This window comes from Pseudomonas sp. PDM09 (assembly GCF_014852305.1).
Taxonomy (GTDB): Bacteria; Pseudomonadota; Gammaproteobacteria; order Pseudomonadales; family Pseudomonadaceae; genus Aquipseudomonas.
This window is the reverse complement of the sequence record NZ_JACVBI010000001.1, coordinates 1002719-1026439: the sequence shown is the minus strand read 5'-3', so window position 1 is coordinate 1026439 and position 23721 is coordinate 1002719. Positions and strand designations below refer to the sequence as shown.

Genomic DNA, 23721 nt, shown 5'->3' with positions numbered 1-23721 from the left:
CTTACTCTTCAAAGGCCGCACATAGCTCACCAAAGGCATCGGCGAATTCGAGCTTGAATGTTTCCACGACCTCACGAGAGGAACGAATGCTGTCGACCAGGCCAACACCTTGGCCAACAAAATAGGTGACCAGTACTCGCGCCAATGGGTTACCCGCATCGGCAGCACGGTCCACCGCTGCCAGGGGTTGATTACTGAGCATGGACATCAATGGCATGGGCAGTGCACCCGGGCTGTCCGGGGCGTCCCAGGCATCATGCCAGGCGGAACGCAGTTGCCGGCTCGGCTTGCCAGTGCGCGCCGCGGAGCGGATGGTGTCGCGGGAAGTGGCCTGGACCATTTTCTCGCGGAAGGTTTCGCTGGTTTCCGCTTCGCTGGTGGCCAGCCAGATCGATCCGGTCCAGGCTCCCTGCGCCCCCATGGCCATGCAGCCCGCCATCTGCTGGCCGGTCATGATGCCGCCAGCAGCCAGCACGGGCACCTCACGAATGGGCTTGATCGCGCGGATCACCTCTGGCACCAGCACCAGGGTCGACACCTCGCCGCAGTGGCCGCCGGCCTCGGTGCCCTGGGCCACAATAATGTCGACCCCGGCGTTGACCTGGCGAATGGCATGCTCCTTGGCGCCGACCAGCGCAGCCACAGGTACGCCATGCTGACGTCCGCGCTCAATCATTGACTTGGGCGCAATACCCAGCGCGTTGGCAATCAGCCGGATCGGGTGCTGAAACGCGACATCCATCAACGCCTCCCCCACATCCGACAAGGTCGGTGGACGGCGACGATTGATCACGTTTTCCGGCGCAATAGTCACATCGTGCTTGGCCAGCAACGCGACCACAAAATCGCGATGACGGGTGGAAATTTTCTCAACTAACTCCTCGAAACTGATATCAGCAGAAACGACCTGATGTTCGGGAATCAGAATATCAATGCCATAAGGCTTGCCATCGACATGGGCATCGATCCAGTCCAGCTCTACCTTCAAACTTTCGGGGGTAAAACTGCTACCACCCAGCACACCAAAACCTCCGGCGCGACTGACGGCAGCGACTACATCTCGGCAATGGCTGAACGCAAACAGCGGAAACTCCGCTCCCGTCATACGGCAAGCATCGTTGTTCATGGGCACTTCTCTTTTATTGTTATTCGGTACGCCAGATGGCGAGTGCATCAAGGGCTTCGACGACGGAGCCGTCGACGCGCAACGGGTTGATCTCCAGCGCATCAAGGTCGCTGCCCAGCGCCAGGGCGGCATCACCGATGCGGGCGATTACGCGCGCCAGTTCATCCAGATCCGCTGGCTTGGCGCCGCGGTAACCCGTGAGCAATTTGCTAGCCTTCAACCCCGCCAACATGCCCTTAGCTTCAGTCGCCGATACGGGTAACAAGCGCAGTTGAGTGTCACCGAGCAGCTCGACCCAGACGCCGCCAAGTCCTACCGCTAGCGCCAAGCCCCACACTGGATCGCGGGCCACGCCCACCAATAGTTCGACGCCACCTTTGCGCATGGGGGAAACGATGACACCTTCGATATGTGCAGTGGGTTTGGCCTCGCGAACATTGGCCATGATTCGGTCGTAGCCGTCGCCAACTGCTTGCACGCCTTCCAGATTCAGCAACACACCGCCAACCTCGGTCTTGTGCTGGATGTCCGGGGAGAGAATCTTCAATACCAGCGGTCCCTCGAGCGAGCTCGCGGCCGCCTCGGCTTCCGCGCGACCGGTCACAACCCGCTGAGGAATGACAGGCACGTCGAGGGAATCAAGAAACGCCAGAGTATCGCGCTCGGTTGAGGGTCGTACTTGACTGGCCTGCCCCTCGGCGTGAGCTGCTGGGAGCTCGCGGGCCTGATTGCGCGACCAGCGATAGAGATGGCCGATAGCACGGACAGCATGGTCAATTCCCCCGGTCAGGGCCGGCAGTTCGTTGGTCTTGAGCAGGCCCAGCCCGTAAGCAGTCACTGGCTTCAGCACTTGCTGAATTAGGCAACCCCGCGCTCCGGACGTACGGAACCCCAGCGAGACTTCACGCATGGCCCCCTCCGACATTGGTGAGGCGGTTTCGGCCGACGACGGGATCTCGGACACCACCCCGATAAAGCCGATATTGGCGTCCTGGCTGAGCGCCTTGATGGCACCGGAATATATTTCCGGATTGCGCATTACTGCCCCGGTGACATCCAACGGATTATGGGCCGCGCCAAAGTCCGGCAGTATCCCTGCAAGGGATTCAAGAGTAGCCGGAGCAAACTGCGGGAACGTAATGCCCGCTTCCTCGCCACGGTCGGCGAAAATCTCGCAGGCCCCACCCGATGGAGAAACCAGGGCAAATCCTTTGCTCGCATCGATAGGACCAGTGGCCGCCAGCAGGTCTGCCGTAACCACCAAGTCTTCCAGCGAATCGACCCTGACAATGTTGTAGGCATCGCATACCGCCTGGAACACCCGGTCATCCCCGACCAGCGCGCCGGTATGCGCCTGGGCGACGGTAGCCGTGAGTTCACCGGTGCCGATTTTCAAAATGACGATTGGCTTGCCAGCACGAACAGCCGAGCGCGCTGCGGCCTCAAAGCGACGCGGATCACGGATCGACTCGGCAAAGACGGCGACCGCCCGCGTGGCCTGGTCGTCCACCAGAAACTGGATGACATCGGCCATATCCACCATGGCCTCGTTACCCATGGCGATCGAATAGGTCAGACTGACCCCTTGCTGGTGGGCGAAAGCGCTTATCATCGCTGCGGTTGCCCCACTCTGACTGACCAGCCCCACACGCGGCTGGATGAGCGCCGGAACCTTGATGGGAATAGCCGAAAGCGAAACGCTATCGACGAAGTTGGAGAAGCCGAGGCTGTTAGGGCCCAGCAGAGTAATGCCCAGCTCCTTGGCTCGCGTGAACAGGCGCGCCTGCTCAGCGGCGCCCTCCTCGCCGGTTTCGGCAAAACCTGAGGTCACCACCGCACCGAATCGGATACCACCAGCCGCCATATCCTCGATGGCGTCCTGCAAGGCCACCGCCGGCACCGCCACAAAGGCAGCATCGACATCACGCAACTCAGCACAGGACTGGAAGGTTTTCTGCCCCAATGCATCTGTACCACGACGGTTGACAAGGTGCACCGGACCACTGAAGTTCAAGGCCTTGAGGCTTCGCGCCACCAATGCAGACCAGGGGTTCTTGTCGGACGCGCCAATGATCGCGACAGAGCGCGGCCGAAACAGCTTCTCCAGTTCCATTTCCGATGCACCTTCATTATTAGCTAAATTAGTTAGCTAGGTTATAGCGTGTTGAGTCAATAAATCAAGCATGCAACGGCATCGCGTTTTTCGATACAGACATTCACGAGTGAACGGCGCGCGATCACCTTTCCGATGGGGGACCGGCAAGCGAATCAAGGGACATGCCTATAGCCAGGCGCTCCACAAGGAGCCCTGTACTGGGCAAACGGATGGTGGGGAGGATCTAAGACGTTACGCGATACGGCAGACGCATTGCACGGCTGCGCTATTTAGCAGGCAAAAAAGGTTTGCCCAGGGGAACGAATCGAACTGGCGATTCGGTTCCCCTGATGTCAGCAGGGATCGATCAGGCCGGGCCGGCCTTCACGGAGCTGGAGATCAGCTTGCGCTCACCCAACTTGGTGCGATCGAGGAAATCCAGGGCGCGCTCCATGTAGCGCTGCCAGAACGCCGCTGCTTCATCCACCTTGTCTTTTTCCAACAGGTTGCACAGCGCGTCATAACCGGAAACGGTCTTGGTCATGTTCTTGTGCAGCGCCTCGGCCGACTCACCTTGCTCTGTGAGGTTGATCGAGTAGATACCATCGGAAATGGTTTGCAGCACACTCAACAGCATTGCAATGGTCTTGTTGCCCGAAGCCTGCGCTAACAGTTCGTGGAAACGGTTGGTGCCGGTGACGACATCGATATATTTCCGTTCTTGCAGCGCGTCCTGGAGCTCGCTGACGCAAGCGCGCAACTCCTCGCTTGCACCTTTCAATTCGACGCTACGCCCTTTCAAAGAACGGATAACGCCCGGCTCGAAGAACATCCGCGCCTGGTGCAGATCGCGCATGGTCACGCCACCCGCTGCCAGCATAAAGTTGGCGTATTGAGCCACCTTCTGGATGCTTGGCCCCAGAATCGTAGCTCCCGAACGCATCCCTCGGCCGATGCTGATCAGCCCTTCCGCTTCAAGAATTCGCAGCGCCTCGCGTAACGTTGGGCGCGACACACTGAAAACTTCCAGCAATTTGCTTTCGGGCTGCAGCATTGAACCTGCCTTCAGATTGCCCGATGCGATTTGGTCGCGCAGCCGCCCTGCCACTATGTGAGAAAGCTTGGGAAGACGCAGATCGTCGCCAATCGAGCTCATCAATGCGGCCTGCCCACTACTCTCACTCGTTTTTTTTGCCATTGTAATCTCCTGAAATGCTAGTCGGAATATGCCACATCGTAGTTAACTTAGCCACTTGTTAATCTATCTTCACCTCGCTATTGGTTTGCCGTTGCGGGGTTTTCCCCGTTGCTCCAACGCCTCTACGTGCAGCTCATCCTCTCTGAGTGGCCTACTTTCATTTCTATTGCATCTCTCTTAATTTAGCTCTACATTGCCAACATAGCTAACGAGGTTATCCAAATAAGCGAGGAAGTAGCGTGAGTGCATCGGAACTGTTAGGCCAGGTAGCCCTGGTCACTGGCGCAAGCTATGGCCTGGGACGCGCGATAACGGAGGAGCTGCTCAAACGCGGCGCCAAGGTGATGCTCACGGACATTACTGAGCGAGTGGAAACCACTACGGCGGAGCTGGCGGCGCAGGAGTTGCCGGTGGCCCACACCCTCCTGGACGTAACTGATCGGGCCTCGGTAGATGCCGCGGTAGCGCAAACCGTCGCGCGGTTCGGCAAGCTTGATATCTTTATAAATAACGCCGGCTGGTCCAAGGTGATGAAACCGATCCTGGAGCTAACAGGTGAGGACTGGGACGCCTATATGGACATCAATATCCGTGGCAACCTTTTCTGTATCCAGGCGGCCGCTCAGGCGATGATCGCCCAGGGCCACGGCGGCAGAATCGTCGCAATTGCTTCCACGGCGGCCTGCAAACCCTATAAGCGCGCATCGGCGTACTGCACCAGCAAATCGGCCATCCCGATGCTGACCAAGGCCGCCGCACTGGAACTTGGAGAGTTCGGGATCACAGTCAACTGCGTTGCCCCTGGCCCAACGACGACGGAAACCAACCTGGCCCATAGTTCTGGCGCCATCGATCCCAAAATCGGCGAAGAGAAACGCCGCCGCGAAGCCTTGATCCCGTTAGGTAAGAATGACCCGGTAGATATCGCCACGGCAGTCGCTTACTTCGCCTCCCCCGCTGCGCGTCGAGTTACCGGCCAGATGATCGTGGTGGAAGGCGGCGGGTTGCTGCTGTCATGAGCCAGGTGTTCTCCGACCTGTTCACGCTCCACGGCCAAGTGGCGGTAGTCACTGGCGCTGCCTCAGGAATCGGCAAAGCTACCGCCCGCCTCCTCGCAGCCGCAGGCGCCAGAGTCGTGGTTGCCGACAAGGACCTAGAGGGCGCGCAGCGAGTGGCTGACGATCTGGGCAACGACAGCTTCGCCATTGCTTTTGATCTGACCGAAGACGCCTCGATTCGCACCATGTTCCTGTACATCTCAGAGGTCTGCGGGCGCCTGGACATTCTCATCAACAATGCCGGCATTTATCCCCGTTATGCCTTGCAAGACGTCACCCAGGCGCAGTGGCACGACATGCAGACTGTCAATGTCTGGGGCTGCTTTATGGTGTTACGCGAGGCGGCTCTGCTGATGCGCGCCGGTGGCAACGGCGGGCGTATCGTCAATCTCTCGTCCATCGGTGGGGCGCGCACTGCCGTACACGATCAGGTGGTCTACAACGCGTCGAAAGCGGCTCTGGACTCGATTACCCAGTCAGCTGCGCTCGAGTTCGCCGGAGATCGCATATTGGTCAACTCCATCCTGCCCGGCGCGGTAGCGCCACTGGATCCCAAAGTGAAAACTGCCGGCCATGCCGCCCCCACTGGCCCATTGTTGACTCCCGGTCGCATTTTGTTGGGACGCGCTGCACACGCTAACGAAATTGCAGCGCCAATCCTAATGCTGGTCAGCGCCGCGGGCGCCTACATCACGGGTCAGACGCTCATCGTAGATGGCGGTTTTTCTATTTCCTGAGGAGCAAGCATGCCGATTCAAACCCAACGCCACGGCGATGTGGTCGAGATCACCCTGGATTGGCCCGAAGTCCGCAACGCGCTGGGGCCAAGCGAAGGCCGCGAGCTGCGCCTGGCCCTGGAAGCAGCTAATGCCGACGATAGCGTCGCCGCTGTGGTGCTGTCGGCCAACGGCAAGGCCTTTTGCGCGGGCGGCAACCTACCTGAAATCGTGCGCCTGGCCGAACAGGGTGCCAGTGCCGTGGAGGACACCATTTACGGCGAGTTCCAGGGCGTATTTCGGGCGATCCGTGAGTGCCCGGTACCACTCATTACCGCCGTGGATGGTGCCGCAGTCGGCTTTGGCTGCGACCTGGCCCTGGCCGGCAGTGCCACCTTTATCGGCGACCGGGGCTGGATTGCCCAAGGCTGGATCAAGGCCGGCCTGATTCCTGCTACCGGCGGCACGCACTATGTCGTGCGCCGCGGAGGGCAACAAGCACTCTGGCGCCTGCTGCAAGCAGACAGAGTCGATGGCCCTACCGCAGAAGCCTGGGGCCTGGCCATCGCTTGCCCCCAAGCACGCGAGGCGGCGCTGGCGATGGCGACCAAATATGCAACCTATCCCCGTGCACCATTAAAAGCATTGACCCATCTGGCCAAGCTTGCCGAGCCGGAAGAACACCTGGCAGCCGCCTTGCGTTATCAGATTGGTTTCCTGACTGACCCGGGTTTTGCCCAACAGGCACAGCGACTGTTGAACCCGTAATGTTGTTCACGCCAGCCAATGTGAACAGATCCCTTAACCCAATGATAAAAATTGAGGATCAACGATGGACAAGCACAACACCGGATGCCCGATAACCATGACCGACCCTAAGGTCATGGGCTGCCCGTTTCCTGCCTATGACACGTTGCGGGAAGAAAAGGACATCTACATTGATCCGGTCACCGGCTTTTACGTCATCACCCGCTACGACGACTTGAAGGCCATTGCTGATGACCCTCATACCTTCGCCAACAACACCGGCCAACTGGGCTCGCGCTCGCAGTCGGCAAGCCAGAAAGTGGGTGAACTGTACAGCAAGGAAGGCTTTCTGCACGTCGACACGCTGGTCACCAACGACCCGCCCTCGCACACCCGCTACCGCTCGCTGGTCGACAAGGCCTTCAATGCCCTGCGCATCCGCTCTGCCGAAGGCACTATCCTGGCAGTGACCAATGCCCTTATCGACAAATTCCCCAATGGACCGTTCGATTTCGCCGAAGCCTTTTCGATACCGCTGCCGGTCCGCATGATTGCCGACCAGCTGGGCATCCCGCCGGATCTGGGGCCGGACTTCAAACGCTGGTCAGACGCGCTGCTGCAGCAGGCCAGCCCTAACCTCAGCGAAGATGAAATGTTGGCTGTGGCTAAAGTTGTCGTTCAGATGCAGCAGTTCTTCGCAAAGATGATTCGCGATTCCCGCGAGAAACCGAGCGGCACGCTACTTAGCGACCTGGCCAACCTGGACGTCGATGGCCAACTGCTGAGCGAAGGCGAGTTAGTCTCGATCCTGATGCAACTGTTGGTAGCCGGTAACGAAACAACCACCAACACCCTCTCGGCCGCCGTGTTGCGCCTGGCAGAAGACCCTGCCTTGCAGGATCAACTGCGCAAGAATCCCGATCAGATTCGTAACTTCTATGAAGAAGTACTGCGCCTGGACGCCGCGCTGCAGGGGCTGTTCAGACGAGCTACTAAGGACACCCAGGTTGGAACCACGGCCATCCCCGCCGGAGCGATCCTCAATCTGCGCTGGGGTGCTGGTAACCGTGACCCGCAACGCTACGAGAACCGCAATGAGGTTGACCTTGAGCGCAAGGCCATTACCCAGCATCTGGCGTTCGGTCATGGCATCCACTTTTGCCTGGGCAACCAGTTGGCTCGTGCCGAACTGCGCATCGGTCTGAGCCGTTTGCTTAAAGAAACCACATCATTCCGTCTGGCCGACGTCCCTGACAATGTAGTTCGACCACCGCATTTCATCGCCTATGGCATCAGCAAACTGATGATCGAAATCACCCGGGCCTAGTTCGCTGGCGCCCTACCCAACAAGAACAATCACGCGTTATTGCGAAGGTGCACATCATGCTGAATCACTACACCGACTTCTTCACCCTGGCGCATCCCGAAGAGTTCTATATTGGCGGCGAGTGGGTAAAACCGCTGGGCGACAAGCGCCTGGAAGTCATATACCCGGCCACCGAACAGGTCATCGCACGCCCCCCGGAAGCGTCTGTCGCCGATATCGAAAAAGCCGTGGCGGCCGCACGTCACGCATTCGATTTTGGGCCCTGGGCGCGCATGAGCTATGCCGAGCGCGGTGCCAAACTGCTGCAAGTGGCGGCCATCATGCAGCGCCGTGCAGGCGAGTTCAGCAAAAGCTGGACCGCCGAAATGGGCTGTTCCGTCAATCTCGCAGGCCCGGGCGGTTTCTCGCCATTCGCCCTGTTCTCGTACTACGGCAACCTGATCGCCAACGGCACGTTCGAGGAAGTTCGCCTACAAAGCCGCGGTAACGGTGTCGGCCTCGTGGTCAAGGAGCCGGTCGGCGTGGTGGCGGCCATCACGCCCTGGAACGCACCCGCCTCGCTGTCCAGCAAGATCATCGCCTCGGCGCTGGCCGCAGGCTGCTCCGTAATCCTCAAGCCAGCACCAGAAACCCCACTGTTCGCTTGGCAAATCGCCGAATGCCTCGAAGAAGCCGGTGTACCGCCGGGCGTATTCAACTTTGTTCCAGCAGGCCGTGAGGTGGGTGACCACCTGGTGCGCCACGCTGGCGTCGACAAGGTGAGTCTGATTGGTTCCACCGCCGCCGGCCGTCATATTGCCTCGGTATGTGGCGACCGCCTGGCCCGGGTCAGCCTGGAGCTGGGTGGCAAGTCCCCTGCCGTTATCCTCGATGACATCGACCCGGAACAGGTCGTGCCCAATCTGATCCCGCACTTCACCATGAATGCTGGCCAGATGTGCGCAGGCCTCACCCGCATCATCGTGCCCGAACACCGCCACGACGAGTTCGCCGAGGCCATCAGTGCCGGTCTGCGTAGCCTCAAGGTAGGCGACCCGTTCGATCAGCAGACCGCCTATGGCCCGATTGCCATGAAGCGTCAGTACGACAAAGTGATGGGCTACCTGGAACACGGTCGCAGGGAAGGTGCGCGGGTAATCACCGGTGGTGGCCGAGCCGCCAACCTGGATCAGGGTTACTACATCGCCCCTACCCTGTTCTCCGGCGATAACAGCATGGTTATCGCCCAGGAAGAAATCTTCGGCCCCGTGGCGGTGCTGATCAAACACAAAGGGGACGAGGATGCAGTGCGCATTGCCAACGACACCTGCTATGGCCTCAATGGTGCCGTCTATACCAGCGATGCCGACCGCGCCTACCGCACCGCCCGGCAGATCCGCGCTGGCAACCTGACCCATAACGGCTGGACCTACGACCCGGTATTCCCCTTCGGCGGCTTCAAACAGTCCGGTATCGGTCGTGACGGCGGACCCGAAGGCTTGGCTTCCTACCAAGAGACCAAGGTAGTCTACATGGCGGCAGCACCCAAGTCCTTCGGCGGCTGAACCACAGGGAGTACCACGTGGAAAAGTACGACTACATCATCGTCGGCGGTGGATCGGCAGGCTGCGTGTTGGCTAACCGTCTGAGCCAGGATCCGGGTTGCCGGGTCCTGCTGCTGGAGGCCGGAGGGGACGCCACCAGCCTGAAGGTTCGCCTGGCGTTCGGCTTCGCCCTGATGCTTAACAAGCCCCGTTACGACTGGTGCTATGAGACTCAAAAAGAGCCCCATCTCAATGATCGGCAGATGCCCTATCCCCGCGGCAAACTGCTCGGCGGCTCCAGCTCCATCAACGCCATGCTGTATGTTCGTGGGCTCAAGGAGGATTACGATGCCTGGGCTGCCGAAGGCTTGGACAGCTGGGGCTGGGCTGGCGTCGAGCCCTATCTGAACAAGCTGGAGCACTACCAGGGCCAATCACCCTGGCAACGTGGCGACACCGGGCCAGTAAAGGTTAATCCAGTCCCTAACTTTCACCCCCTCAGTGCCCGCATCGTCGAGGCAGCGGGCCAGTCGAGAGTCGGTAGCACCCAGGATTACAACGGCACCCAGGCATCGGGTATTGGCCAGGCTCAGGTGTTCTACCACAACGGTCGGCGCTGTGGCTCGGCCGCTGCTTATCTCGAGCCAGTACTGGAGCGTGCGAACCTGCGAGTGGAGACCAATGCCACGGTCGAGCGGGTGTTGTTCGAAGGCCAGCAGGCCATCGGTGTGCAGTATCGCCAGAACGGCGAAACCTGGATGGCCAAAGGCCGGGAAATCATTCTCAGCGCCGGTGCAATCGGCTCTCCGCAACTGCTGGAGCTTTCCGGTGTAGGCCAGACCGGGCGCCTGCGTGACCTGGGCATCGAGATGGTGAAGGATCTGCCTGCCGTGGGCGAATACCTGCAGGACCACTTCCTGGTGTTTATCGTTCAAACCCTGCAGAACATCCGCGGCATGGGTGCCGAACTCAGTGGCTGGCGCGCAGCGCTCAACACGGCGAACTATCTGCTGTTCAAACGCGGCCATATGAACGGCACGCCGACACAGATCTGCGGCCATGGAAGCGTCGAGGTGGATGGTGAAGAAGTCGGCCTGCAATTCATGGGCATGCCGCTGAGCTTCGTTCGCGACCCCGTGCGCAAAACCGTGGTGCAAAACCCTGATGCGGCCATGATGCTGGGCATGAATGTGTGCCGCCCACACAGCCGCGGCCATGTGCATATCCGTAGCAACAAGGTGGATGAGGCACCGGAGATTGCCACCAACTTCCTGGCCGATGAGCGTGACCTGAAAGCCACAATTGCCGGCCTACGCCTGTGTCGCGAAATCATCGCGCAGCCGGCCCTGGATGGAATCCGTGCCGAAGAAACCGCACCGGGCGCCCAAGTGGACAGCGATGAAGCGCTAACAGCCTATATCCGCGCTGCGGGTGCTTCGGCCTATCACCCGGTCGGCAGCTGCCGCATGGGAGTCGATCCGGCCACCAGCGTGGTCGATGCCCAGCTACGGGTACATGGACTCAAGGGCCTGCGGATCGTGGATGCGTCTGTCATGCCGCGCCTGGTTTCAGCCAATACCCACGCACCGACGGTGATGATTGCCGAAAAAGCAGCGGACCTGATCCGAGGTGAGCGCAGCCGCGCCTCCACATGACCTCTCTCGCGGGCGGCTTCTGCCCGCGAACACTCTCACAAGTGAATGAAACGCTGCACCCACAGTGAGTATTCATTCGCCTGCACTTCGCCCCAGGGTACCCCGATGTACGATACGAACGCCAACAACGAGCGGCCTGAAGCAGACACCGATAAGCCTTGGTATGTCCTCTTCCTCCTGATCTGCGGTTACATGGTCTACACCCTCGACAAGCAAGTGATTTCGGTGTTGATCGAGCCGATCAAAGCGGAGTTTGGCATCAGCGATACGACGGTCAGCCTGCTCGCTGGTCTAGCCAGTACGGCGCCCTTCGCCCTGGCGTGTATTCCCGTCGGCATGCTGGCCGACCGTATCAACCGCAAAAACCTACTTGTAACACTGATCATTGCCTGGAGCTTGATGACTGGCATGGCAGGCTTGGCCACCAGTATCTTGCTGCTATTTCTCTCGCGCATCGGCGTCGGCGCATTTGAGTCCGGTTTTTCGCCGCTCAGCCTGTCTATCATCAGCGATACGTTCCAGCGTCGCACACGGGCTACCGCCATGGGACTGTTTGCCCTAGGAGCACCGGCAGGCGCCTTCCTCGGCCTGGCGCTGGGCGGTTACATCGCCGCCACCCATGGCTGGCGTGCCGCATTCTTCATTGCTGGGCTGCCTGGCCTGCTGCTGGCGCTGCTGATCGCGTTTACCGTGCATGAGCCACAACGCGGTCGGTATGACCCGCCCGAGCAGCGCACGGGACCGGTTACGCTGTCTCAAGTGCTGGCTCACATCTGGCGTGACAGCGCGCTCCGCAACATTCTTCTGGGCATGGTGTTCTGCGCCGTGGTGCCGGCGGCAATCACAATCTGGAGCCCCAGTTTCCTGATCCGCGTTCATGGCATGGACATCCGGCAAGCAGGCCTGGCAGCGTCTGTGGCAGTGGGCTTGTGCGGCGCGGCGGGTGCGGCCGCAGGCGGTTTTATTGCGGATCGTCTTGGGCGTATCGAGGAATGGCGCAAGCTGATTTCCCCCGTGTTGGGCACCCTGCTCTCGAGCATCCTTGCGGTGTTCACGTTCGTTGTCGTGAGCGACGCGGTGACTGCCGTCATGTGCCTGGCACTTGTCGCCTTCTTTGCCCAGTTTTTCATCGGCACGGGCTATGGCGTCACCACCACACTTTGTCCGCCTGCATTGCGTGGCACCACGCTGTCCATTTTGCTGATGGCATTCAACTTCGGCTCGTTCGGGCTTGGCACATTGCTCCTGGGCATGCTCAGCGACCATCTGACGCCGTGGGCCGGCAACACCGCCATTGCCTACGGCATGCTCGGTTCAGTGTTATTCAGCATTATTGGCAGCGGTTTTATCGCCCGGGCGATGTGGTACATGCGGCGATCCAGCCAGCAAGCGCTGGGCGACGGTTACTGACATGACCTCAAAGGCGCGCAATACAGAGCATCTGACACCGTGGGTGTTAGGCGTTGCGGTGTTATTGCAAACCCTCGACGCCACGTCAGTAGCTGTCGCTCTGCCGGCGATCGCAGTCGACCTGCAGCGTGACACTCTGGCGGTTTCGGCGACCATCTCTGCCTATCTGCTGGGCGCCGCTGCCAGCGTACCGCCCTGCGGCTGGCTGGCTGATCGATTCGGTGGGCGGAACGTATTTCTGCTGGGAATATTAAGCTTCGTTCTCGCGTCCGTGGCCTGTGCTATGGCTCCTTCCTTACACGTACTGCTTGTTGCGCGCTTTACCGAGGGCGCGGCCGGGGCGCTGCTACTCCCCGTGGGGCGTATGGTGATCATGCGCACCTTCGCCGCCGATGAGCGCGTACGCGCCTATACAACCTTCGTACTCCCAGCATTACTCGGACCGATGTTAGGGCCGCTGGTAGGCGGCATGCTGGTGGAGTACGCCAGTTGGCGATGGATATTCCTTCTCAATGTGCCACTGGGTCTGTGCAGTCTACTGGCTGTATCCCTGCTACTGGGAAACTTCCGGGAAACCCAGCCACGGAAGATGGACTTGCTAGGCATGCTGATTACCAGCCTGGCGCTGCTAGTGTTCGTACTTGGACTGATAATGCTATCCAGGGCACTCTGGCAAGTCGGCACTATTGCCGTCGCATTAGGGTTATTGCTTGGCGTGCTGGCCGTCGCTCACGCCTGGCATCATGAGCATGCGTTACTGCAACTATCGCTGCTCAGGTCGCCATTGTTCCGTCGCGCGCTGGGAACAGATCTGTGTTGCCGGCTGCTGATGAATGCTGCGCCTGTTTTGCTTTCGTTGTTGCTGCAATCGAGGCTGGGTCTCTCCCCGTCGTTGACCGGCATTTTGATCGTGATGATCGCAGTAGGGTCACTGCTTACCAAACCCTATACCTATCGTTGGCTCGATCGGTACGGCTGCCGCGAGGTGATGGCCAGTTCAACAGTGCTCGCAGCACTTGCGTTCATTAGTTGCGCCTTGCTCACACCAACCTCCTCACCTTGGCTGATCGGCGCCTTGCTCCTGGCATTCGGTTTTTTCCGCTCACTTACCATCAGCGCCACCGCGGTCATGATCTTTCACGGTGTCGCACCTGAGGATACCGGCGCCGCCACGACCCTTTCAGCCATCGGCCAACAGGTTTTTCAAGTCATGGGCCTCACAGGCGTAACCATCCTGATGCAACTGAGCGGTGGCCAGCATCCGAGCACCGTCACCATCGCCGAAGCCATCGTTGTCAGCGGGCTGCTATCGCTCACTGCTCTGTATTTCATCTTCCGCATCGGCCCCGTGACGCTCCGGCCATGACCTCTTCAGCAACGGAGACAATAACAATGAACCCTCCTACTCCCCGTTCAACCTGGTTGATCATGCTGGCACTGGCCATTGCCGAGATAACCAGCACGTTCGAAGTCAGCATGGCATTCGTGGCGCTGCCAACGCTCAACCGCGTATTCGCCGATCCCGCTGCTGTCAGCTGGGTCCTGTCCAGTTTCTTTATCGTGGCCGCCGGCAGTGTCGCGCTGTTCGCCCGCTTGGGTGACCTCTACGGCCGCCGGCGCATGTTGGTGACCGTGTTGTCCATCGCAGCATGCGGCTCGCTGATCAGCGCTCTGTCCACCACGTTGCCAGGCGTCATACTCGGGCGCTCGCTCCAAGGTGTCACCGGCGCCGTGCTGCCTCTGTGCTTGGGCTTAATGCGCGAGAACATGACGCCCAAAACCCTCACGTTCAACATTGGCGTCATGGGCGGTGTGATGGCCGTAAGTTCAGGTCTGGCCTTCCTAGTGGCCGGCGCCATCATCGATCTGTATGACTGGCATGGCATGTTCTTTTTCAGCGCCCTGCTGGCAGTAGTTGGTATGGTTGCCGTATGGAGCCTGGTACCAGCCTCTCCTCCCGTGGTCAGCGACGGGTCGCTGGATATTCTGGGGGGAGCCCTGTTCGTACCCGCCGTCACCGGCCTGATGCTGTCCCTGACCCTGGCCAAGAGCGGCTGGCTACAACCGCAAAGCGCTGGACTGTTGATGGCCAGCCTTGTGCTGCTAGTTGTGTGGGCACGCCATGAGTACCGTCACCCGGATCCGCTGATCAACGTGCGCCTGTTTGCCGATCGCAGGATTTTGCTGGCCAACCTGGTCTTTGCTGCCATTGGTCTGGGGCCGATGATTGGTGGCGCGGTGATCCTCAGTCTGGCCCAGCAACCGGCGTGGAGCGGCGCCGGGCTGGGGCTCACAGCCACAGCCGCTTCACTGCTGAAGCAGCCCACCACCTTAATGGGTTTTGTCGCCGGGCCGGTCGCCGGCTTGCTTGCCGCCCGCTACGGCATTCGTGTCGCGATGCTGGTAGGCGGCGCGCTGGTCCTGGCGGCTTGGGTTCCGCCGTTGCTGAACCTGAACTCACTGAGCGCGCTACTGTTGACCGTGGTGGTCTTCAGCTTCGGCATCACCGTGTTGTTCAGCGCAACCAGCAACCAGGTGGTCATAGCCTCACCAGCGAATCGGACTAGCGAGGCCATGGGCTTGGCCCAGGTCTGCAGGAGTACCTGCGCCGCGCTGGGCAGTCAGATACTGGCCACGCTGCTGGCCAGCTCGCTGGTAACCCCTGACGGTGGCGGTACGCCGCTACCGAGTGCAGAGGCCTATCGCCTGGCCTTTCTGTTTCTGATCCTCTGCAGTGCGATTGCCCTGCTTGCCGCCTGGCTGGTGCCCACTCCCCGTGAACCTCGGAATCACCCGTCTATGGCTCTAGAGAGTGGGCAGCACTGACTCAGCAATCCGCCAACATACGTTCAAAGCGAGTACGCACGCGGACCTGCGAGTTGGGGTTGGTGAACAGATAGAGCTGACCCTGAGCGATGGCATCCAGTACCTGCTTCGCTACCTCTTCAGGGTCAATGTGGCCGGCACCGCTGGCGCTGGCCGCCGCGTCAGGCACCTGAAGCGGGACGTTACTGTGCCCCGGACGGTTGCGCGCCGCATCGCGTATACGTGTACGGACAAGGCCGCAACACAGTACCGTCACACCGACCTTACTCCCCGCCACGCGCAAGTCTGCTTCCAGGGTCTCGGTGAGCGACACCACGGCATGCTTGGTGGCGTTGTAGGCCGCATTACCAGGGATGGTCGATACGCCCGCCATGGAAGCGGTAGTCACCACATAACCGCTGTCCTGAGCAACCAGCAAGGGCGTGAATACATGCAAGCCATTGAAAACGCCCCGCAGGTTAACGTTCAGAATCCATTCCCAGCCCGTCGCATCCAGCGTCCATAAGGGACCGAACGGCAGCATGACACCAGCGTTGTTGCAGAGGATATCGACCCGACCGAAGCGCTCCAACACCTGGTCTCTGGCAGCTTCTACCTCCGCACGATTGGCGACGTCACAGACCAGTGGCAAAACCTGCACGCCTTTGCTCATTACATTACGCGCCGCTTCGCTCAACGCCTCTGACTCGATATCCAGCAGTGCGATATGGACGCCGCGCTGGGCAAACGCCATGGCCAATGCCAGACCAATACCTGAAGCCGCCCCGGTTATGACCGCGACCTGTCCTGCTACTACATCCATGATCCCTTCCCGCCTACTAGGCCATTGCCACACACACACAAGAAATATAACATAGATCACCTAGATAACTACGTAAACCAGCATGAGGGTGCATGATATGAAATGGTTGACCCAGCAAGTCGTATTGCTATCGGGAGTCGGCGAAGGCCTCGGCCGGGACACCGCGTTGCTATTCGCTGATCAAGGAGCGGACCTGATCATCACCGCACGCCGCGCGGAACACATCGAACGCATTGCCGAAGAGGTACGCGAGAAAGGCCGGCGCTGCCTGCCCGTGGTGTGCGATATCGCCGTGCTCGAAGACTGCGAAAGAACCGTGAGCCTGGCGATTAAGGAGTTTGGCCGGATAGATACGCTGATCAATATCGCCTACCGCGGTGATTGGCCTCAGCGCACCAGCCTGCTCGATTCGCAACCGGACCTGTCCAACTATCGGGAGTGCTTCGAGGTCAACGTGTTCGCCACGCTGCAGATGACCCGGGCCGTAGCGCAGCATATGGTCGAACAACGCAGTGGCCGGATCGTGATGATCAACACCATGACTGCCGAAAAAGTCTTGCCCGGCAGTGAAGCCTACGCCGGTTCCAAGATCGCTCTGCAACGCATGACCAGAGCGATTGCTATGGAGCTTGGCGAATACGGCATCCGGGTTAACTCCATGCACCCGGGCTTCATGTGGGGACCGCAAGTGCGCAAGGTCATGGAAACCCGTGCTGAGCAAAACTGCACCAGCGTGGAACATGAACTGCGCCAGGTCAGCAGCCAGGCCGCCCTGCGCTATATCCCAAGCACCGAAGAATATGCACGCACTCTGCTGTTTTTCGCCTCCTCGCTCTCCGATGCCGTCACCGGTCAGTCACTGCACGTCAACGGGGGGCTGTACATGCATTGATCCACGCACTATCCGCTATCTGCCCGGCGCTGCCAGCCCACCGACAAAAACAACAAGAGCCTCCATGCAAACGCTGATCAACCCCGCCATTCGCCTAATGAACCGCCTGAGCTTCGGCATGAAATTCAGCCTGATCTGTGCCTTGTTCATTCTGGCGCTGCTCGCCACCAGCGGCACCTTGGTGCTCAAGGCTTATCAGCAACTCGAGGCCACCCATAGTGAACACGACAGCCTCGCCGTTCTGAAAGCGAGCCTGCAAATACGCCGTTCCATGATGGATCTGGAAAGCTTGATGACCCTGCGCAACAAAGCGCCGCTGACCATGCAGAACAGCGATATCGACCAACGTATCAGCCGGCTCGAAAGCCAAGTGGTCAACGCGATGCTGGAGCTGAACGGTCTCGCCGATGGAGGCCTGACCCGGCTCGACAAAACCGGCCTCTACGATACGCTGCTCAACGATATGCAGGCCCTCAAGGCCGATGGCTTGCACACCAGCGAACGGGACAGCGTACGCAAGCAACTGAGCAATATGCAGTTGCTGATCGAGTCAATCGCCGCCAATAGCGGCCTTGGCATCGATGAAAACCCCGTGGTTCGAGAGCTGGCCGGATACCTCTCGGTGATGGGCGGAGAAATCGATGCCTCGATAAGCATGATCCGCACCCTGGCAGCCTCGACATTGGCGGTCGGCATGCTGAGCTCAGCCGATGGTGACCTGATCCAGCAACAGTTGAGCGAAGTGGATCGGCTCGAAGACAACTTCTCCAGCAAAGTCTCGCGCTTGTTCGACACCCACCCCGACACCCGTCCAACGCTTGAAGCGGCCAGCGAGGACACGCGGCGCTCTATCGCCGCCGTCATCACCCTGGTGGAAAACCAGGTATTGCTGGCGGGTGACCTGACCATGACTTGGCCCGCGCTCTTCCAAACCGCCGGTAGCGAAATGGACAAGGCCGAGCAGCTCAATCAGGCCATATTCTCCAGCCTGGAGCAGCGGCTCGAAACTCGCCTGGCCAAAGACCGCCGGACCATGTCTCTGTTACTGGCAGCTCTGGCGATCACACTGCTGGTGATCATCTACCTAGCCAGCGGCTTCTATACCTCTATCCGCCGCATCCTCCAGAGTCTGAGCGATGTGATGGATAATGTTGCTGCAGGCGACATGACCGTTAGCGTAGAGGCCGTCAGCCGCGACGAGCTGGGCGACCTGAGCCGCGTATTCAACGTCTCCATCGCCAAGGTGCACGACCTGATAGAACGCGTTGGCCGCACCATTGGCGAAGTAGAACATCAGGCCAGCCAGGTGGCCCATGTATCCAGCCACAGTAACAACGAAGTTTCTGCCCAGCGCGACCAGATCGAGCAGGTAGCCACGGCCATGAAGCAGATGGCAGCAACGGTACAAGAAGTAGCCCATAGCGCCGCCGCGGCAGTCAGCAATGCCCAGGACGTGAACCGCGAAACCATTGGCGGCAAGGAACTGCTCAATGTCCAGGTAGGTAGCATCAGAGCCCTGGCCAGCGAGATCGAACATTCGGTACGCGTGATCAACCAGTTGGCCAATGACAGCCAGGCCATCAGCCAAGTACTGGAAGTCATTCAGGGCATCGCCGAGCAGACCAACCTGCTGGCGCTCAACGCTGCAATCGAAGCAGCCCGCGCCGGCGAACAAGGCCGCGGCTTTGCCGTGGTAGCAGACGAAGTGCGCAGCCTGGCAAAACGTACCCGACAATCCACCGAAGAGATCGAACTGATGATCAGTCGCCTGCAAAGCGGCGTGGGCGAAGCCGTCACAGCCATGAACAACAGCAACGCCAAAGCGGAAACGACAGTCAGCCACTCCGACCAGATGCAACACGCCCTCGCCCACATCCTCAACCTGGTCAACAACATCGTCGATCAGAACCAACAGATCTCCGCTGCTGCAGAACAACAGACGGCAGTCGCCCACGAGATCGACCGCAGTATTGTGCAGATCAATGCCTCGGGGGAGCGTACAGCCGAAGGTGCGGGTCGTACCGAGAGAGCTAGTCAGCAGCTCAGCCTGCAAGTATCGGAGCTCAAGTCGTTGATCGGCGCGTTCCAGGTTCGAGCTTAGCGCCTCGTCTCCTTACTTGAGACCGCCAGCGTGAAAAAGGCGAACGTCTCGCCGTAATGAGGTGTCTCTTGCGAAAGGTTCCTGTCAGGGGGCGGCTGTCTGTCGATGAGAATAGGCAGTTAACGGCCCAGAGTGTGTGCTTTTTGGCAGAAAATACTGATTGCCGACGCCTTGTATCAATCAGGACCGATTGACACCGAAGGCTCCCAGCCGACGGAAACTTTCTATTAGCGAAGCGCTCAGGCAGGAAGAAAGGCTTAGGCCCGCCGCTCCCCTCCGATCAACGAGACGGCAGATTCAACAATTGCACCGGCTCGTGATACTCCGGATCGGCCGATACCTGCATAGCCGCCAACATGGCCTCGCAATCGGCCGCGACGGAGGGGCGATAGTCGGCGTGGGGAAACAGGTAAAACTGTTGCTGGCGCATGCCAGTCACAGCAGCTCGAGCGACATGCTCTGGCGCCATGCCCATCTGGGTGGAGAGATGCGTGGCGACACCGTCTTCGTGACGTAGAGCGTCGGGCCTGGCATGCAGAGCGTTAGCGCGGATTTGCGTGGCCACGACACCAGGGCACAGCACTGATACGCCAATAAATGTCCCCGCCAGCTCCAATTGCAGAACTTTGGCAAAGTTTACCAGTGCCGCCTTGCTGGACGTGTAAGCGCCTTGCGTAGCAAAGGCGTGTAACGCGGTAATGGAGGCCACCAGCAGGACATGCCCCTGCCGTCCCCGAGCCTTCATCCCTGGCAGAAACGCCTGCACGGCGTGCAAGGAGGCGAACAGGTTGACGTCGTAGACCCAACGCCAGGCTTCCACGGTTATTTCTTCCAGGGTGCCAGTGAAGGAGACTCCCGCATTACTGCAGAGAATGTCGCAAGGCCCCAGGGCTCTCTCGGCCTCGTCACGGGCTCCCACCCAACTAGTTGGGTCAGTCACATCTAGCTGGAGGGCGATCACCTGATCACTGTTGCCAAGCTCGGCAGCCACGACACGGGCTCGCTCCAGGTCGATGTCAGCGAGAGCTACGCGAGCCCCCTGCTGTAGCAGCTCGCGAGCTATGGCGCTGCCGATGCCGCCGGCCCCCCCACTGATAAACACGACCTTGTCGCGAAAATCCAACATTGCAAGACTCCTTGTGGTGGGTGGGGCGGGCAGATTTTTTATTAGGGCAGCTTGGCCAGCAACTCCCTTACCGCCGGGCGGCTGATCTTGTCCGAAACAGTACGCGGCAGGCTGTCCACCACGTAGATGCGGACCGGCACCTCGTAGGGCGAAAGGTTGTCCTTGGCGAACTGACGGATCGTCGCTACATCCAGAGCCGCGCCCCGATAAGCCTCGACCACCGCGACCGGCACCTCTCCCAGACGTTCATCTGCAGCGCCCAGCACGATGGCATCGAACACGCCCGGGGACAGCTTGATGACATCCGCCACCTTCCCCGCCATGACCTTGAAACCGCCACGGATAATGGCATCGTCGGCGCGACCGACAATGTAGAGGAAACCATCGGCATCCAGCCGGGCCAGGTCAGTAGTAGGGATCCAGTCCTTGCCACCATCGATACGGTCCAGTTTGGCTTCGAGAATGCCCTGTTCGCCCTGCTCCACTTCCTCGCGGGTGGCTGGATCGACGATACGCAACTGCACACCTTTGGAAACCCGCCCTACGCTGCCGCGTTTGCTGGCAGCAAAATTCTGGTGGTCTTCCAGCGTCCAACTGGTCACCACACCCATGAACTCAGTTGCGCCATACGTAGTGAGCACCGGAACACCAAACTTGCTCTCGAAGGCTTGCTGTAGCTCCACCGACAGTGGTGCCGTGCCTGCGCGCACCGCGCGGACACTGGAGAAATCGTCGCGGGTCGCATCGCTGTCGACCATCATCTTGATTGCCGTGGGCGGCAGCGGCGCAAACTTGGGTCGGTATTTCACCAGGGCCTGGCGATAACGCTCGGCATCGAACTTCTCGAAAAGCACGATGGGGCGCACCTCGAACACCGACATCAGGGTGTTAAAGGTGCCACTGGTATGCACCAGGGGACTGAACATCAGCGTCGGCGAGGTTTGCGGCTTGAGTTCGAAGTTCTCCACCGTGCCCTTGGCACTGCGCACACCATCGCGCAGTGAGGCGCTGATGGTGCGTTCGGATACCGGGATACGTTTAGGTGCGCCGGTAGTGCCGCTTGTCTGGATCTCGATCAGGGTGTTCGCCTCGCGCAAATGCCAGGTCTTGGCGCGTAACGGGGCCAGCTGTTCGAAGAACAGGCGGCCATCGCGAACCTCTGCAGCCAATACCATAGCGCCGCACGCCTCGCTGACGGCGACCACATCGGCGCCCAGGTCGTCACGACTGCCGATTAGGCACGCGAGGCCCAGGCCTGCGACTTCTTCGGCAACCAGGTGCGAGGGGCGTATGGCATTGATCAACAGCAAGCCACGGTCGGCACCCAGAATCGAAATGAAACTGCTCAATTGCTCAAGCCGATTGCGCCCCAGCAGGCCAATAACCGCGTCCTGGCCGATGCCTACCTCGGCAAGCACAGCGCCCAGCTCGGCAATCGCGTCCCCTAGGTCTTGCCAACTGAGGGTCTGCCCGTCGAAATCGATGGCGACCAGCGGACCACCAGCTTCAGTGGCACGAATGATGTGTTCGGCGATACCAGTCATTCAACGAACCTCATAGTCTTTGCGTTTGCCGCTCTGCAGCATATTTTCCACTTGCGGAATGCCCAGCGGGTTACCCAGCTGGGTGTAACTCAGCCCGCGCGCCATGGCTTGTGAACGGCCGGTATCCAGAGACTCCCAAATAGCCCTGACGGTGCCCTGAGTGGAAACGGACGGTTTGGATGCAATGATGGCCGCCACTTTGTGTGCACGAGCCCACAACTGTTCGTGGGGTACCAGCTCACTGACCAGGCCGATCTGATGGGCACGCTGAGCGCTCATTCGCTCTTCCACGCCCATGAGCGAGACCCGCAGGATTTCGCCCAGTGGCATGCGCCGGGCCATGCTGATCGGCTCCAGGGCGGCGACCAAGCCAAAGTCGACATGGGGGTCGAAGAAGGTCGCGTCGTCGGAAGCGATCACCACATCGGAACCGCCCACAATGTAGAAGGCGCCGCCGGCGCACATGCCGCTGACAGCAGTGATCACCGGCTTCCATACCTTGTGATGTTTGGGATCCAGGCTCTCGCCCGGGTCGGGTTTGTTCCAGATATTGTCAGGGTACTGGAAGCCCTGAACACGATCCAGGCCAGTGGAAAACGCGCGGTTGCCATCGGCGCGAAATACCACCGCATGGATATGATCGTCATCGCGCACGACGTTCCACAGGCGTCTGATCTCCACCATCATCTCGGCGTTGATGGCGTTCATCTTGTCGGCACGGTTGAGCGTAATGGTGGCGACATGATCGTCACCCACTTCAAATTGAACGAGCTCGGTCATGGTCGGGTCCTTAACGTTGTGGCGGGGTGATGAAGTCACCGCTGGCATCACCCAACTTCATGCCGCCATCGCAATCGAGAATGGTGCCGGTAATGTAGCTGCCATTATCAGACGATAGAAATATCGCCGCCTGGGCAATATCGCTCGGCGTGCCGAAACGACGCAAAGCGGTATGCGCACTCCACTTGATCTTGTCTTCCTCGGTCGGCGCCATGCGCTCGACACCTTCGGTACCGCGAATCGGCCCGGGGGAGATGGCGTTCACGCGGATGCCGGCCTGCCCCCACTCCATCGCCAACACCTTGACCACCATGTTCACACCTGCCTTGGCGGCACATACATGAACTTGCTGTGGCAGTGGCTGCACGGCCTGCGGCGCAGTGATGGCGATCAGCGAAGCACCGGGCTTGAGGACAAAATCGTAGGCCGCACGGAACACGTTATAGGTGCCCAGCAAGTCGATATCGACCACCGTCTTGAAGCCGTTCGCCGAGATACCCACGGCCGGCGACATGAAGTTGCCCGCTGCGCCGGCGATCACCACGCTGGGGGCTCCCAACGTTTCAGTTGCCCGCTCGAACAGTGCACACACCGCCGCGAAATCACGCACATCGGCACTACCAGCCATGACGGTGCCCCCCGTTTGCGCGCGGATCTGCTCGGCAGCGTCCTCGGCCTTGTCCGGATCGCGTCCGAACACCAGCACCTTGTCACCCTGGGCGGCAAAGCCCTTGGCGATACCCAGATTGATCCCGCTGGTACCACCCGAAATAAATACGGTCTTGCCTGTCATGA

The 23721-nt window shown here is 59.8% G+C and carries 19 protein-coding genes and 1 pseudogene; 12 read left to right on the top strand and 8 right to left on the bottom strand.

The window, feature by feature from the left end:
• Position 1: 1 nt before the first annotated feature.
• The 3 genes from IB250_RS04540 to IB250_RS04530 all read right to left on the bottom strand — a co-directional run bounded on the left by IB250_RS04540 (position 2) and on the right by IB250_RS04530 (position 4419).
• On the bottom strand, positions 2-1126 hold the full coding sequence (locus IB250_RS04540) for a nitronate monooxygenase (RefSeq protein WP_192343154.1): 1125 nt from the start codon (positions 1124-1126) through the stop codon (positions 2-4).
• A gap of 19 nt (positions 1127-1145) precedes the next feature.
• Positions 1146-3239, bottom strand: coding sequence for an acetate--CoA ligase family protein (locus IB250_RS04535; protein ID WP_192343153.1), 2094 nt, complete (start codon positions 3237-3239; stop codon positions 1146-1148).
• A 349-nt stretch (positions 3240-3588) separates the two neighbouring features.
• Positions 3589-4419 carry a FadR/GntR family transcriptional regulator gene (locus IB250_RS04530; protein WP_192343152.1) on the bottom strand — a complete coding sequence of 277 codons (831 nt, stop codon included), beginning with the start codon at positions 4417-4419 and terminating at the stop codon, positions 3589-3591.
• A 239-nt stretch (positions 4420-4658) separates the two neighbouring features.
• Between IB250_RS04530 and IB250_RS04525 the strand changes: the two genes are divergently transcribed.
• The 9 genes from IB250_RS04525 (at position 4659) to IB250_RS04485 (ending at position 15681) form a co-directional block, all read left to right on the top strand.
• The gene (locus IB250_RS04525; protein ID WP_192343151.1) at positions 4659-5438 is read left to right on the top strand and encodes an SDR family NAD(P)-dependent oxidoreductase; all 780 of its coding nucleotides are present in this window, start codon (positions 4659-4661) and stop codon (positions 5436-5438) included.
• Positions 5435-6214, top strand: a complete 780-nt coding sequence (locus tag IB250_RS04520) for an SDR family NAD(P)-dependent oxidoreductase (protein WP_192343150.1) — start codon at positions 5435-5437, stop codon at positions 6212-6214. Before IB250_RS04525 ends, IB250_RS04520 begins: the two co-directional genes overlap by 4 nt.
• 9 nt (positions 6215-6223) lie before the next feature.
• Positions 6224-6961 carry an enoyl-CoA hydratase/isomerase family protein gene (locus IB250_RS04515; RefSeq protein ID WP_192343149.1) on the top strand — a complete coding sequence of 246 codons (738 nt, stop codon included), beginning with the start codon at positions 6224-6226 and terminating at the stop codon, positions 6959-6961.
• 97 nt (positions 6962-7058) lie between these two features.
• Positions 7059-8267 carry a cytochrome P450 gene (locus IB250_RS04510; protein WP_192343148.1) on the top strand — a complete coding sequence of 403 codons (1209 nt, stop codon included), beginning with the start codon at positions 7059-7061 and terminating at the stop codon, positions 8265-8267.
• A 56-nt stretch (positions 8268-8323) separates the two neighbouring features.
• Positions 8324-9811: an aldehyde dehydrogenase gene (locus IB250_RS04505; RefSeq protein WP_192343147.1), complete on the top strand. Its 1488-nt coding sequence runs from the start codon at positions 8324-8326 to the stop codon at positions 9809-9811.
• A gap of 17 nt (positions 9812-9828) precedes the next feature.
• Positions 9829-11445 carry a GMC family oxidoreductase gene (locus tag IB250_RS04500; protein WP_192343146.1) on the top strand — a complete coding sequence of 539 codons (1617 nt, stop codon included), beginning with the start codon at positions 9829-9831 and terminating at the stop codon, positions 11443-11445.
• A gap of 105 nt (positions 11446-11550) precedes the next feature.
• Positions 11551-12855: an MFS transporter gene (locus IB250_RS04495; protein WP_192343145.1), complete on the top strand. Its 1305-nt coding sequence runs from the start codon at positions 11551-11553 to the stop codon at positions 12853-12855.
• A gap of 1 nt (position 12856) precedes the next feature.
• The gene (locus tag IB250_RS04490; protein ID WP_192343144.1) at positions 12857-14221 is read left to right on the top strand and encodes an MFS transporter; all 1365 of its coding nucleotides are present in this window, start codon (positions 12857-12859) and stop codon (positions 14219-14221) included.
• A gap of 26 nt (positions 14222-14247) precedes the next feature.
• Positions 14248-15681: an MFS transporter gene (locus IB250_RS04485; RefSeq protein WP_192343143.1), complete on the top strand. Its 1434-nt coding sequence runs from the start codon at positions 14248-14250 to the stop codon at positions 15679-15681.
• A gap of 1 nt (position 15682) precedes the next feature.
• On the opposite strand, the gene IB250_RS04480 is transcribed toward IB250_RS04485, so the two are convergent.
• Positions 15683-16483: an SDR family NAD(P)-dependent oxidoreductase gene (locus IB250_RS04480; protein ID WP_192343142.1), complete on the bottom strand. Its 801-nt coding sequence runs from the start codon at positions 16481-16483 to the stop codon at positions 15683-15685.
• 97 nt (positions 16484-16580) lie between these two features.
• Between IB250_RS04480 and IB250_RS04475 the strand changes: the two genes are divergently transcribed.
• The 3 genes and pseudogenes from IB250_RS04475 to IB250_RS28980 all read left to right on the top strand — a co-directional run bounded on the left by IB250_RS04475 (position 16581) and on the right by IB250_RS28980 (position 19476).
• Positions 16581-17375, top strand: a complete 795-nt coding sequence (locus tag IB250_RS04475) for an SDR family oxidoreductase (protein ID WP_192343141.1) — start codon at positions 16581-16583, stop codon at positions 17373-17375.
• A pseudogene (locus IB250_RS28985) lies at positions 17284-18603 on the top strand (HAMP domain-containing protein); the annotation flags it as partial. The gene IB250_RS04475 and the pseudogene IB250_RS28985, both read left to right, overlap by 92 nt.
• 153 nt (positions 18604-18756) lie before the next feature.
• A complete protein-coding gene (locus tag IB250_RS28980) occupies positions 18757-19476 on the top strand; it encodes a methyl-accepting chemotaxis protein (RefSeq protein ID WP_412548330.1) in 720 nt (239 codons plus the stop codon).
• A gap of 280 nt (positions 19477-19756) precedes the next feature.
• Here the strand turns inward: IB250_RS28980 and IB250_RS04465 are convergent, their stop codons facing one another.
• From IB250_RS04465 to IB250_RS04450, 4 genes are read right to left on the bottom strand one after another with little or no spacing between them, the layout of a single operon-like run.
• Positions 19757-20602, bottom strand: a complete 846-nt coding sequence (locus IB250_RS04465; protein ID WP_192343139.1) for an SDR family oxidoreductase — start codon at positions 20600-20602, stop codon at positions 19757-19759.
• A 41-nt stretch (positions 20603-20643) separates the two neighbouring features.
• Entirely contained in the window at positions 20644-22146 is a 1503-nt protein-coding gene (locus tag IB250_RS04460) for a class I adenylate-forming enzyme family protein (protein ID WP_192343138.1), read from the bottom strand.
• On the bottom strand, positions 22147-22926 hold the full coding sequence (locus IB250_RS04455; RefSeq protein ID WP_192343137.1) for an enoyl-CoA hydratase/isomerase family protein: 780 nt from the start codon (positions 22924-22926) through the stop codon (positions 22147-22149).
• Positions 22927-22936: 10 nt separating this feature from the next.
• Positions 22937-23719 (bottom strand): SDR family oxidoreductase, encoded by a 783-nt coding sequence (locus tag IB250_RS04450; protein ID WP_192343136.1) that lies wholly within the window; start codon positions 23717-23719, stop codon positions 22937-22939.
• Positions 23720-23721 lie beyond the last annotated feature (2 nt).